The following is a 13,160-nucleotide window of genomic DNA, read 5'->3' as shown; positions in this document are numbered from 1 at the left end:
CGCAACCGCAGCCGCGACACTCCCGCAAGCGGCACAGCGCAACCGCAGCCGCGACACTCCGGCAAGCGGCACTTCGGCAAGCGGCCCAGCGCACCCGCAGCCGCCACACTTCAGCAAGCGGCCCAGCGCAACCGCCACGACACTCCACCAAGCGGCCAGCGCACCCGCTCAGATCATCTTCAGCCGCACCAGCGCGCCCAGCGTGAGCGCCCCCGGTAGCAGCGGGAGCCAGACCGTGATGATGCGGTAGGCGAGCACCACCGCCGTCGCCAGGGCGGCGGGCCCGCCCGCCGCGACCAGCGCCACGATCAGCGCGGCCTCCACCGAGCCGATCCCGCCCGGCGTCGGGACCAGCGCGACGGCGACCGTGGCCGCCAGGTAGGCGACCGCGATGTGCAGCGGCGGCACCGGCAGGCCCAGCGCCTGGCCGACCGCGGCCAGCCCCGCCGCCTGGAAGACGGGGAACGAGAACGAGCCGCCCCACAGGGCCAGCGCGCGAACGGGCCGCGTGTGCACCGACCGGGCCTCGCCCAGCGCGGTCCGCAGGAAGGAGAACACGGCGGTACGCACCCGTCGTACGAGCAGCAGGACCGTCACCGCGACGAGCACCACCGCGCCGACGGTCAGCAGCAGCGGCCCCACCGCGCCGTCCGGGAGGAGCCCGCCGACCCGCAGCGCGTCCGGGAAGGCGATCAGCAGGCCCAGCAGCAGCCCGACCCGTGCGACGGACTCCGCCAGCAGATACAGCGCGAGCGCGGACGACGAACGGGTCAGCGGAACCCCGCACACCGTCATGAACCGCAGATTGACGGCGCTCGCGCCGAGGCCGGTCGGCAGGAGGTGGTTGGCCGCGCCCGCCGCGAACTGCGTCGCCAGCAGCCGCCGTTTGGGCAGCTTCTGGACGAGGGCGCCCTGCCGGGTGACGGAGGCCGCCACCCACGTCATACAGGTCGCGGCGGCAGCTGCCAGCAGCCAGGGCCATTTCGCCGAGGCGAGATACCCGAAGCCCTCCGCCAGCACGGACCGGTGCTGCACCGCGACCACGGCCACGAGGGCGAGCGGGAGCAGACAGAGGATCTGCCGGACCGGAAGGCGTCTGGGGAGGCTGTGGGGGAGCCGTTCGACCGTCACATCGCAAGAGGCTTTCCGTGCCGCACCAACGGGGGGTTGCGGACACGGGGACAAGGGCTGACACGCTGCGCACGGCCTCGCGTCGCCCGCCTCGGCGGGGGCCGGGATGCCGGGAAGGTAATTCGTTTCGGTGAGTGTCATCGTCATTCCCTTGACCTCAATAAAACTTGAGGTTCTACGGTCGGTCCCATGAGTATGGAGACGACAGCCTGGACGCAGTTGTACAGCGTCATGAACGCCCAGCGGGAGCGCCGGCCCTTCGCCCGCGCCACCCTCCGACGTATCGCCGGATTCGCCCGCCCGCACCGGCGCCGGATCGCGCAGTTCGTGGTGCTGAGCGTGGCGACGGCCCTGCTCGCCGTGGCCACGCCGGTCCTCGCCGGACGCGTGGTGGACGCGATCGTGGCCGGCGGCGACGAGGCGACGGTCGTCCGGCTCGCCCTGCTCATCGCGGTGATCGCGGTCGCCGAGGCGGCCCTCGGCCTGGTGAGCCGCTGGTTCTCCGCGACGCTGGGCGAGGGACTCATCGTCGATCTGCGGACAGCCGTGTTCGATCATGTGCAGCGCATGCCGGTCGCGTTCTTCACACGCACTCGTACGGGCGCGCTCGTCAGTCGTCTCAACAACGACGTGATCGGTGCCCAGCGCGCCTTCAGCAACACCCTCTCCGGAGTGGTCGGCAATGTCGTGACCCTGCTGCTCACGCTCGCCGTGATGCTCACCCTGTCCTGGCAGATCACCCTGCTGGCGCTCGTCCTGCTCCCGGTGTTCGTGATCCCGGCCCGCCGGGTGGGCAGGCGCATGGCGAAACTCCAGCGCGAGGCCGCCGACCTCAACGCCGCGATGGGCACGCGGATGACCGAACGCTTCTCCGCGCCGGGCGCCACCCTGATCAAACTCTTCGGCCGGCCCGCCGAGGAGTCCGCGGAGTTCGCGGCCCGCGCGCGCCGCGTACGGGACATCGGGGTGCGCACGGCGATGGCGCAGACCGTGTTCATCACGGCCCTCACCCTCGTCTCCGCCCTGGCCCTCGCGCTGGTCTACGGCCTCGGCGGCTGGTACGCCCTGCGCGGCAGCCTGGAACCGGGCGCCGTCGTCTCGCTGGCCCTGCTGCTGACCCGCCTGTACGCGCCCCTCACCTCGCTCGCCGGGGCACGCGTCGAGGTCATGAGCGCCCTGGTCAGCTTCGAGCGCGTCTTCGAGGTGCTCGACCTGAAGCCGCTCATCGAGGAGAAGCCGGACGCCCGCGCGGTGCCCGAGGGGCCGGCCTCCGTCGAGTTCACCGACGTCCGCTTCGCGTACCCGTCCGCCGACAAGGTCTCCCTCGCCTCCCTGGAGGAGGTCGCCGCGCTCGACACCCGGGGCGGCGCCGAGGTCCTGCACGGCATCTCCTTCCGCGCGGAACCCGGCCAGACCGTCGCCCTCGTCGGCTCGTCCGGCGCGGGCAAGTCGACCGTCGCCGCACTGCTGCCCCGGCTGTACGACGCCGACGGGGGCTCCGTACGCATCGGCGGCGTCGACGTCCGCGAACTGAGCGCCGAGTCGATGCGCGCGACCCTCGGCATGGTCACCCAGGACGGCCACCTCTTCCACGAGTCGGTCCGCGCCAACCTCCTCCTCGCCCGGCCGGACGCCGCCGAGGACGACCTGTGGGACGTACTGCGCCGGGCCCGCCTCGAAGACCTCGTGCGCTCCCTGCCCGACGGCCTCGACACGGTGGTCGGCGAGCGCGGCTACCGGCTCTCCGGCGGCGAACGCCAGCGCATGACCATCGCCCGGCTGCTCCTCGCCCGCCAGCGCGTCGTCGTCCTCGACGAGGCCACCGCCCACCTGGACAACACCTCGGAGGCCGCCGTCCAGGCGGCCCTCGCCGAGGCCCTGGAGGGACGCACCGCCGTCGTCATCGCCCACCGGCTGTCGACGGTACGGGCCGCCGACCTGATCCTGGTGGTGGAGGCGGGCCACATCGTCGAACGCGGCACGCACGACGAGCTGCTGGCCGCGGGCGGCCGGTACGCACAGCTGTACCGAACCCAGTTCGACAAGCCGGCCCGTGACGGCCGGGCCCGCACGGACGGGGCCGGCGTGACCGGGATCGCCGGTACGGGAGGGGCGGTTGCGGGAGAAGCGGTCGCGTAGGCCACTTGTGAGGGCTCGGCCGGTTCGTCATTCGGACGCGGGCGGTCATTACAGGCCTTTCATGTGGAACGGACGGCCTCTTGAGGACGGCGTCGGCGACTCGATCGGTAGTGTCGCCGACGCCTCGGAGCGGGTCCTGGCGGAGCCCGGATCGGCTCCCGCGAAAGGGAGTTGATCAAGAACCGCCGGCCCTCGCGCGGTCTCCCCGGCGCCCGTCCCGGCACCGCGAAGCGGATCACCCGGTTCGGCTACCAGCGCTTTCACGGTTCGACCGGGCGCACCCCGTCCCACTAGCGCGTGAACGGCCATCACGCCCACCGCGGGCCCCGGTCGGCGACTGGAGTCAACGCGCATAGCTTCCACGGACCCCGGTGCGGTTCACAGGTCACACGGCACGCGTTTTTCGTCAAGGCACTCTCAAGACTCAAAAGATGAGCGCAAGTTGCACACATCCCCTCTACATACTGGTCTTCATGGTCTAGATTGACCGTGCTTCAGCTGTTCGGACACATGGCGACAAATAATGATCAAAAGGTTTGGCGCCATAGACAGGTAGTAGTCGCGTCCCAGACGCCCGACGCGGCAGTGATCCATTCCCGGAGCCCGGGAGGAGCCATCGAGTGCGGGGAGCACCCGGGGTTCCGAGGGGATTCCGCGCACCTTGAGAGTCCGGCACGACCTTCGAGTCCGCCGTAGCCGGGGTGCGTCGACCAAGTAACGCCCGCACGACGGAATCGTCATGCGCGGGAGGCGGGGGCCTCCCGAGGAGAGGGAACGGCGCGACACGGGGGGCGGTGCCTCCCGGGGGGAGGACCGGTGCGGGAGGCGGGGGCCTCCCGGGGGGAGGGGCGGTGTCGTACGAACACGTCGAACCACTGGGGACCTGGGGGGTTCTGTGCAACGGGGGGATCTAGTCAACCCTTTTCCGTCGGCACGCGGGCGACTGGCGAACGAGACCATCAGCCGGCCCGCGAGCGACTGGGAACAGCGCTACCGCCGTACCGTGATCATCACCGATACGGTGGCGACCGCCGTCGTGGTGGCGGGGATAGGCAACTTCTTCGGGGCCCGGGACGCGGCCAACTGGCACGAGAAATGGGTGATTCTCGCCTTCGGCACCGAACTGCTGGTGCTGGGAGCCCTCGCGGTGAGCCGGTCGTGGGCTCCGGCCGTGCTCGGCCAGGGGGCCGAGGAATTCCGCCGGCTCGGACGCTCGCTGTTCACGGCGGCCGTCGTACTGGCACTCGGCGGAATCGCCCTGACCTCGCGCAACATCAAACTCTGGATCTTCGTCGCGATTCCCGCGATCGCGATCGTCACCATGACCGCGCGGTATCTGCTGCGCCTTCGGCTCCACAAACAGCGTAAGGAAGGACGGTGCCTGAGACCGGTGCTCGCCGCCGGGAGCCCGGCCACCGTGCGCGACCTGATCAACCGCACCCGCAAGTTCCCGCACCTCGGCTGGCAGGTGGACGGGGTGTGCACGACGGACGGTCTCGGGCCGGACGGTGACCAACTGGACGGAGTGCCGGTCGTCGGCCGGCTGGCGGATGTCGCCAACCACGTCCGGCGCGACGGCTACCGGGTCGTCGCCGTCACACCGGACCCGCACTGGTCACCGGACCGGCTGCAGCGGCTGGCCTGGAACCTCGAAGGCAGCGAAGCCGAGATGGTCGTGGCCCCCGTACTGATGGAGGTGGCCGGCCCGCGGCTGCACGTCGACGCGGTGCTCGGGATTCCGCTGCTGCGAGTCAGCATGCCCACTTTCACCGGGGGCCGCCGGGCCGTCAAAGGGGTCGTCGACCGGATGGGCGCGGCCGTCCTGCTGCTGCTCTTCGCACCGCTGATGGTGCTCGTCGGGCTGCTCGTGCTGATGGACAGCAGAGGCGCGGCGCTCTACCGCCAGCGAAGAGTCGGCAAGGACGGCCGCGAGTTCACCATCTTCAAGTTCCGCACCATGGTCGTCGGGGCGGACCGGGCACGAACCGAACTGGCCGACCTCAACGAGGGCGCCGGCCTGCTGTTCAAGCTCCGCCGGGACCCGCGCGTGACCCGGCTGGGGGCGGTACTGCGCCGGTACTCGATCGACGAACTCCCGCAGCTGTTCAACGTACTCACCGGATCGATGTCGCTCGTCGGCCCGAGACCCCCGCTGCCGGAGGAGTCCGCGGCGTACGGCCCGGACATCCGGCGGCGGCTGCTGGTGAAACCCGGACTCACCGGTCTGTGGCAGATCAGCGGGCGCAGCGACCTCCCGTGGGACGAGGCGGTCCGCCTCGATCTGCGGTACGTGGAGGACTGGTCGCTCGCCCTGGACACGGTGATCTTGTGGAAGACGCTACGCGCGGTGCTCTACGGACACGGGGCGTACTGATGCGCGGGGGACTGCGGCTCAGGAAGCCGGTAGGCGCACGGACCGCAGGCCGGGAGGGTCTGCATGGGGGGAGAAACGGATCATGAAGGTCAGCGTTTTCGGGCTCGGCTACGTGGGCTGCGTATCAGCCGCGTGCCTGGCCAGCATGGGGCACGAGGTCATCGGGGTGGACGTCAACCAGGTCAAGGTCGACCTGGTCAACGACGGCAAGGCCCCGGTGGTGGAGGAACGTATCGGCGAACTCATCGCCGACGTCGTACGGACCGGCGCCCTGAGAGCCACGGACGACGTCCGTGAGGCGATCATGGGCAGCGAGATCTCGCTGGTCTGCGTGGGCACACCCTCGGAGGCCAACGGCAGCCTGTGCACCACCTATTTGGAGCGCGTCACCGAGGAGATCGGCGCCGCGCTCGCCGAGCGGGGCGGGCGGCACACCGTCGTGTTCCGCAGCACCATGCTCCCGGGCACCTGCCTGAACCTGCTCCTGCCGATCCTGGAGAAGTACGTCGGCGGCACGGCCGGGGTGGACGTCGGGGTCGCGGTCAACCCGGAGTTCCTGCGCGAGGGCACCAGCGTGCGGGACTTCTTCGACCCGCCCAAGACCGTCATCGGCGAACTCGACCGGGCGAGCGGCGACGCGGTACGGGCGCTGTACGACGGCCTGCCCGGCGAGGTGTTCCGGGTACCGGTCCCGACGGCCGAGGCGATCAAGTACGCCGACAACGCCTTCCACGGCCTCAAGATCGGCTTCGCGAACGAACTGGGCGCCGTCTGCCAGGCGCTCGGCGTGGACTCGCACCAGGTCATCGACGTGTTCCTGGCCGACCGCAAGCTGAACATCAGCCCCGCCTACCTGCGGCCCGGCTTCGCCTTCGGCGGCTCCTGCCTGCCCAAGGACCTGCGCAGTCTGGTCCACGCGGCACAGCGGGCCGACGTCTCGGTGCCCATCCTGTCCCACGTCCTGCCCTCCAACTCCGCCCATCTGCAACGCGCGGTGGAGATGGTCGAGCGCACCGGAAAACGCCGGGCCGGACTGTTCGGGCTGTCCTTCAAACCCGGCACCGACGACCTCCGCGAGAGCCCGCTCGTCGAACTGGCGGAACGTCTCTTCGGCAAGGGGTACGACCTGAAGATCTACGACGCCAACGTCAGCCTCTCCAGGCTGCTCGGCGCGAACCGCGAGTACATCGAAACCCGGCTGCCCCACCTCGCACACCTCCTCGCGGACTCCGTCGAAGAGGTGCTCGACCACGCCGAGGTCTGCCTGGTCGGCACCAGGGACCCGGCCGTCCTGTCGGCACTGCCCCACGGCGAGGGCCCCGTGCTCATCGATCTCATCCACCTTCCCGACGCCGACGCGCGCCGGACCGAACCGGGGTACATGGGCCTTGCTTGGTAACACATCGTCCGACGAGACGACCGGCACCGACAGGACCGGCCGGCGCGCGCTGATCCTCGTGGAGAACCTGTCGGTGCCCTTCGACCGGCGGGTCTGGCAGGAGTGCACGACGCTGCGCGACGCGGGCTGGGAGGTCCACGTCATCTGCCCGCGGGGAACCAGACGGGACACCGAGCCGGAGGCGGTGATCGACGGGGTGCGGATCCACCGCTACCCGTTGCGCGCCGCCACCGGCGGACCCGCCGGCTATCTGCGGGAGTACGGATCCGCGCTGTGGCACACGCTCCGGCTGGCCCGCAGGGTCGGCCCGGTCGACGTGGTCCACGCCTGCAACCCGCCCGACCTGCTGTTCCTGCCCGCGCTGTGGATGAAGCGGCGCGGCGCCCGGTTCGTCTTCGACCAGCACGACCTGGTGCCCGAGCTGTACCTCTCCCGGTTCGACCGCGGCGAGGACCTGCTCTATCGCGGCGTGTGCGCACTGGAACGGATGACCTACCGGGCCGCGGACGTCGTGCTCGCCACCAACGAGAGCTACCGGGACGTCGCGGTCGGCCGTGGCGGGCAGCGGCCGCAGGACGTCTTCGTGGTGCGCAGCGCGCCGCAGACCGACCGGTTCCAGCCGGTACCGCCCGAGCCGGAACTCAAGCGCGGCAAGCCCCATCTGCTGTGCTACCTCGGCGTCATGGGCCCGCAGGACGGGGTCGACTACGCCCTGCGGGCGCTCGCGAAACTGCGCGACGACCTCGGCCGGACCGACTGGCACGCGGTGTTCGTCGGCTCCGGCGACGCCTTCGACGCCATGGTGGAGCTGTCCCGGCAGCTCGGCCTCTCCGAACAGGTGCAGTTCACCGGACGCATCCCGGACGCCGACCTGGTGCGCTATCTGTCCACCGCGGACGTGTGCCTCTCACCCGACCCGCGCAATCCGCTCAACGACGTGTCGACCATGAACAAGGTCCTGGAGTACATGGCCATGGGCCGGCCGATCGTCTCGTTCGACCTCCGCGAGGCACGCGTCTCCGCCGGCGACGCCGCCGTCTACGCGCCCGCCAACGACGAGGCCGAATTCGCGAAGCTCGTCGCGCTGCTGCTGGACGATCCGGCGAAGCGCGCCGAGATGGGCAAGATCGGCCAGGAGCGGATCAGCGGACAGCTCTCCTGGCGGAACTCGCAAGCGGCGCTGCTCGCCGCCTACACCGCTGCCTGCCGCGACCGCACTCCGGTGTCGGCGGGCGGCCCCACCCGCACAGGGAGGAGGCCGCTCCGTTGAGCGACGACACCATACGCCTGGTCACGATCGGGCGTATTCTCCGCCGGCGCCGGCGGCTCCTCGCCCTCCTCGTCGTGGTGGGCGCGCTCGTCGGCTACGGCACCTCGATGCTGTTCCCACCCGCGTACACGGCCTCGGCATCGGTCCTGCTGCCGGGGCAGTGGGAGGAGCGCGAACTGCTCACCCAGGCGGAGATCGCGACCAGTTCGGTCGTGATCGACCGCGTGGCCGCCACGCTCCACTGGGAGGGCGTCAGCGGCAGCGACCTGCGGAAGAAGGTGAGCGCCGCCGCCGCCAACGGGAACATCATCAAGATCTCGGGCACGGCCGACACCCCGGAGCGCGCCCAGCGGCTCGCCGACCGGTCGGCCCAGCAGTTCGTCGCCTTCGCCGCGCGCGTCGCGGGCGACAGCACCGACTCCGACGCGGCCACGGGCCCCGAGGCCCTGCGCCAGCAGGTGGAGGAGACCAACCGCCGGATCACCGACCTGTCCAAGGCCTCGGATCCGGGACAGACAGTGGAGAGCGTGCAGGCCCGCACCGCGCTCGCGAATCTGCGCACAGCGCTGGAAGAGGCCATGCAGAAACTGGACGAGGCCGACCCGGCGACCAGCAAGGCCGGCATGGTGGTCATGGGACCGGCGGCCAGGCCGACCGGCGAGGCGCCACCGACAAGGGTGCAGCTCATCGTCGGCGGGGCGTTGCTGGCGTTCCTGCTCACCGTCGTCGCCCATCTCGCCGCCGCCCGGATGAACCGCCGGCTGCGCACCGAACCGGAGATCGCCGCGGCACTGGGCTCCACACTCCTCGGCACCGTCGACGTACCCGAGGAACACCCCGCGCACGGGCGGCGGGACACCGGCCGGGCGGCCCGGATCCGCCGACTGCTCGGCGTCGACACCCGGTGGGACGCCCCGGACCCGCAGACGTACGGCGACGAGGCCGGCCGGCGCATCCGCTACCGGCGGGTCTGCGTACGCCTGCGCAACCAGCTGCCGGCCCCCCGGCGGCTGCTCGTCGTCGTACCGGACGGCGACGGGACCGCCCGCCGGGCCGCCGACCAGCTCGTCACCGAGGCCAAGAGCGATCCGGTGCTGCGTGTGGTGGACGTCCAGGTGGCCCAGCCGATGGTGCCCGACCGCGACACCGAGTCCGGTGTCCTGGTCGTGCTCAGCGCGGGCAGCTGGACCGCCGGAGACCTCTCCGCCGTCGCCGAGGCCTGCGCGGACGCCGGACACGAGGTCGTCGGCGTCGTCGTCGCCGGCACGGTCCGGGCCCGGCCGACCCGGTCCGCCGACCGGCCCGCGGACAACACCCCGCTGGCGCTCGCGGTTCCCGGCACCACCACGGGAGGTCCGGCATGACGACGAGTACGACCGCGGAGTCGTCGGCCGCCACTCCGCTGCTCGATCTGCACGCGCTGGTCGTGGCGGTGCGCAGGCGCCGCCGCCTCTGGAGTTCCGTGGCACTGCTGGGGCTGCTCCTCGGCGCGGCCGTGGCCGTCCTGCTGCCGCCACCGCCGAGCGCCACGGCCAAGGTGCTGGTCGTGCATCAGGACGACCAGCCGAACGACACCGGGACGCTGATCCGTACCGACGTCGCGCTGCTGGGCACCACACGGATCGCCGACAAGGCCCTGCAGGCCCTCAAGTCCCCGGAGAAACCCGAGGACTTCATGAAGGACTACCGGGGCACCGGCCTGACCAACAACCTGCTGCAGATCGATGTGACGGGCAAGACCGACGAGGAGGCCGTGGCCCGCGCCAAGGCGCTGGCCGAAGCCTTCGTCGCGGACCATGTGCGCAGGATGCGGGAAGCCGCGCAGGCCGAGGCCAAGGCCCTGCTCGACCAGCGCGACCGCATGCGGGACGAACTCACCGAGGTCAACAACGCGATCGGCGACCGCTCACCGGAGAGCGACCCGCAGGCGTCGGCCGGCCTGGAGTCCCTCTTCGCCCGCCGGGCCCTGCTCAACTCACGGATCGCCGACTTCGACCAGCGCGCCGCGGACGCGCGCACCGGCACACCCAAGGTCATCGCGGGCACCCAGATCGTGGACGCCCCGCGCGCGGTCGAGCAGTCCCTGCCCCGGTCGGTCGCCACCAACGCCGTGATCGGGCTCGTCCTCGGGCTCGTCCTCGGCCTCGGCCTCGCCGCGGTCGGCACGGTGGTGGCGGACCGGCCCGTACTGCGCAAGGAGATCGCGGCGAACCTGGGCGCCTCGGTCCTCGCGGAACTGCGCGCCGTGCCCCGCTGGTCGGCCGGGCTGTGGCGGCCCCGGCGGACCCGCGCGGCCCGCGAACGCCTCACCGCGACCCTGGTCCGCGCCGTACGAGGCTCCGCGGAACCCGTGTCGCTGCTGGAACTGGGCTGTGCGCGCAGCACGAGCGTGATCGCCCTGAACGTCGCCCGAGCACTGGCGACGGAGGGCCCGGTCGTCGTCATCGACGGACTGCCCGGACGCGAACTCGCCAACAGCCGCCAGGAGCCCGGCGGCCCCACCGTCGTCAGGGGCGAGGACGCCGCGGCCGTGCCGAAACAGGCACGCCGGCTCGGCGTCGGCTCGGTCGCCCCCGGCACCGCCTGGACCGATCTGCAGTACCTCGGCGGCCAGACCGTGCTCGTCGTGCGCGCCGGACACGGCAGCGCCGCCTGGCTGCACACCGTGGCACGGCAACTCGCCGACCAGCGCATCCCGGTGATCGGCGTGGTGCTCATCGACCCCGATCCGCGCGACCGGACCGACGGCACGCTGTGGGACGGGCTGCAGACCGCGCTGCGCGGCGCCCATGAGCGGCCCGCCCGGCAGCACGGGACCGGCCAGCCGCGGACGGAACGGCCCTCCATGACGGCCGCACGCATCCCGTACAGCGACCAGGAGGCCAGGTAGATCATGTGTGGCATCGCAGGCACTTACCTGTGGCCGGACGGCAAGGCCGTGACCGACCGGCTCACCGATGTCCTCGCCCACCGCGGCCCGGACGGCGCGGGCCGCTACAGCCACTTCGCCGGTGACGGCGAAGTGCACCTCGGGCACCGCCGGCTGGCCATCATCGACCTGTCCGAGACCGGCGCTCAGCCGATGGTCTCCGACGGCCTCTCCCTCACGTACAACGGCGAGCTGTACAACGCGCCGCAACTGCGCGCCGAACTGGCCGCCGCCGGGGTGCGGTTCCGCGGTACCTCCGACACCGAGGTGCTCCTTGAGGCCTGGCGGCGCTGGGGCACCGACTGCCTGCCCCGGCTGCGCGGCATGTTCGCGTTCGCCGTCTTCGACGAGCGGACCGGGGAACTGGTGCTCGCCCGCGACCAGCTCGGCGTCAAGCCGCTGTTCCTGCTCCGGCGCGGCAAGGGCCTGATGTTCGCCTCCGAACTCAAGGCGCTCGCCGCCGTGACCGGCGGAACGCTGGAGGTGGACCGGGCCGCGCTGGTGGCCTCGCTCCTCTACTACTGGGTGCCGGACTCGCGCTGCGCGTTCAGCGAGGCGGAGAAACTCCCGCCGGGCAGCTGGCTGCGGTGCCGGCCCGACGGCCGGATCGAGCGCGGCCGGTACTGGAACCTCAGGGACGTCGCCGCCGAGGGCCAGGAGCGCGCCCGAAGCGGCGAACTGCCCGACCTTGCCGCCGTCGTCGAGGAGTCGACCCGGCAGCACCTGCTCTCCGACGTGCCCGTGGCGACCTTCCTCTCCGGCGGTCTCGACTCCAGCTATCTGACCGCGCTGGCGGCCCGCGACCGGCCCGGGATCTCCGCCTACACGATCGGATTCCGCCCCGAGGACGCCAAGTTCGAGGCGATGCCGGACGACCTGCGCTACGCCCGGCAGGTCGCCGAGCAGTTCGGCGTCGACCTCCACGAGATCGAGATCGCCCCGGACGTGCTCGACCTGCTGCCGCGGATGACGCACCACCTGGACGAGCCGATCGGCGACCCCGCCGCGATCAACACCTTCCTGATCTGCTCGGCCGCCCGCGAGGCCGGGGTCAAGGTGATGCTCTCGGGCATGGGCGCGGACGAACTGTTCGCCGGCTACCGCAAGCACCTCGCCAACCTGCTCGCGCTGCGCTACCAGCGCATCCCGCGGCCCCTGCGGCGCGGCCTGTCCGCGACGGTGGACCGGCTGCCGGTCGCCACCTCGCGCCGCGGCTTCCGGTCGGTGCGCTTCGCGAAGCGGTTCCTCTCCTTCGCCGACCTGCCGGAGGAGACCGCGTTCCGGCGCAGCTACACCATGTACGACCAGGACGAACTGCTCGCCCTGGTCAATCCGGACCTGGCCGGGACGGTCGACGACGTGCTGACCGAGCACGCGGACGTCTACGAGGACAACGACCTCGACGACTTCGTCAACCGCATGTGCCTGGGCGACGCCCGGATGTTCCTGCCGGGCCTGAACCTCGCCTACACCGACCGCTCCAGCATGGCCGCCTCGACCGAGGTACGGGTGCCGTACGTGGACGTCGAGGTGGTCAAGGCGGCGTTCGCCTTCCCCGGCGATCGCAAGATCGCCGGACGGCAGAGCAAGGCGGTCCTCAAGGAGGCGGCCGCCTCGGTCCTGCCCCGGGAGATCGTCTACCGGCCCAAGGGCCTGTTCAGCGCCCCGCTGCGGGCCTGGATGAGCCGGGACCTGGCACCGCTGGTGCGCGAGGTGGTGAACGACGGTGTGCTCGTCAGCTCCGGGATCCTGCGCCGCGACGCGCTGGCCCGCATGGTCGCCGAGGACGCTGCCGGACAGCGGGACTTCTCCAAGCACCTGTGGCATGTGCTGACCCTTGAGTACTGGTACCGCGACGCGACTTCCGGCTCCGACCGGAGCCAGGCGGCATGACGGCACGACGGCGTAGAAATCAAGA

Annotated in this window: 8 protein-coding genes; 7 read left to right on the top strand and 1 reads right to left on the bottom strand. The window is 71.4% G+C overall.

Annotated elements, in window-relative coordinates; all coding sequences use genetic code 11:
- Window positions 1-168: 168 nt before the first annotated feature.
- Window positions 169-1,131: a YbhN family protein gene (locus tag ACFVH5_RS08415; RefSeq protein WP_385832768.1), complete on the bottom strand. Its 963-nt coding sequence runs from the start codon at window positions 1,129-1,131 to the stop codon at window positions 169-171.
- A 189-nt stretch (window positions 1,132-1,320) separates the two neighbouring features.
- Here ACFVH5_RS08415 and ACFVH5_RS08410 point away from each other — a divergent pair, with 189 nt between their 5' ends.
- The 7 genes from ACFVH5_RS08410 to asnB all read left to right on the top strand — a co-directional run bounded on the left by ACFVH5_RS08410 (window position 1,321) and on the right by asnB (window position 13,135).
- Window positions 1,321-3,270 (top strand): ABC transporter ATP-binding protein, encoded by a 1,950-nt coding sequence (locus tag ACFVH5_RS08410; RefSeq protein ID WP_385832767.1) that lies wholly within the window; start codon window positions 1,321-1,323, stop codon window positions 3,268-3,270.
- Between the two features lie 895 nt (window positions 3,271-4,165).
- Complete coding sequence (locus tag ACFVH5_RS08405; protein ID WP_385832766.1) at window positions 4,166-5,644, top strand: sugar transferase; 1,479 nt, start codon at window positions 4,166-4,168, stop codon at window positions 5,642-5,644.
- Between the two features lie 82 nt (window positions 5,645-5,726).
- Complete coding sequence (locus ACFVH5_RS08400) at window positions 5,727-7,043, top strand: nucleotide sugar dehydrogenase (RefSeq protein ID WP_384811914.1); 1,317 nt, start codon at window positions 5,727-5,729, stop codon at window positions 7,041-7,043.
- Window positions 7,033-8,313 (top strand): glycosyltransferase family 4 protein, encoded by a 1,281-nt coding sequence (locus ACFVH5_RS08395; protein WP_385832765.1) that lies wholly within the window; start codon window positions 7,033-7,035, stop codon window positions 8,311-8,313. The genes ACFVH5_RS08400 and ACFVH5_RS08395 overlap by 11 nt, the downstream gene beginning before the upstream one ends.
- Window positions 8,310-9,677 (top strand): Wzz/FepE/Etk N-terminal domain-containing protein, encoded by a 1,368-nt coding sequence (locus tag ACFVH5_RS08390; RefSeq protein ID WP_385832764.1) that lies wholly within the window; start codon window positions 8,310-8,312, stop codon window positions 9,675-9,677. Before ACFVH5_RS08395 ends, ACFVH5_RS08390 begins: the two co-directional genes overlap by 4 nt.
- On the top strand, window positions 9,674-11,203 hold the full coding sequence (locus tag ACFVH5_RS08385) for a Wzz/FepE/Etk N-terminal domain-containing protein (protein WP_385832763.1): 1,530 nt from the start codon (window positions 9,674-9,676) through the stop codon (window positions 11,201-11,203). The genes ACFVH5_RS08390 and ACFVH5_RS08385 overlap by 4 nt, the downstream gene beginning before the upstream one ends.
- 3 nt (window positions 11,204-11,206) lie before the next feature.
- Window positions 11,207-13,135, top strand: coding sequence for an asparagine synthase (glutamine-hydrolyzing) (gene asnB / locus ACFVH5_RS08380; RefSeq protein ID WP_385832762.1), 1,929 nt, complete (start codon window positions 11,207-11,209; stop codon window positions 13,133-13,135).
- The last annotated feature ends 25 nt before the right edge of the window (window positions 13,136-13,160 follow it).

Origin of the sequence: Streptomyces sp. NPDC127119 (assembly GCF_042677425.1) — a bacterium.
In the GTDB taxonomy this organism is placed as follows: domain Bacteria; phylum Actinomycetota; class Actinomycetes; order Streptomycetales; family Streptomycetaceae; genus Streptomyces.
Note: the sequence above shows the minus strand (reverse complement) of the source record. Positions and strands in the feature narration are given on the sequence as shown.

Coding starts and splice junctions, on each gene's coding strand:
- ACFVH5_RS08385 (WP_385832763.1), top strand. CDS start 9,674: ATGACGACGAGTACGACCGCGGAGTCGTCGGCCGCCACTCCGCTGCTC.
- asnB (WP_385832762.1), top strand. CDS start 11,207: ATGTGTGGCATCGCAGGCACTTACCTGTGGCCGGACGGCAAGGCCGTG.
- ACFVH5_RS08410 (WP_385832767.1), top strand. CDS start 1,321: ATGAGTATGGAGACGACAGCCTGGACGCAGTTGTACAGCGTCATGAAC.
- ACFVH5_RS08400 (WP_384811914.1), top strand. CDS start 5,727: ATGAAGGTCAGCGTTTTCGGGCTCGGCTACGTGGGCTGCGTATCAGCC.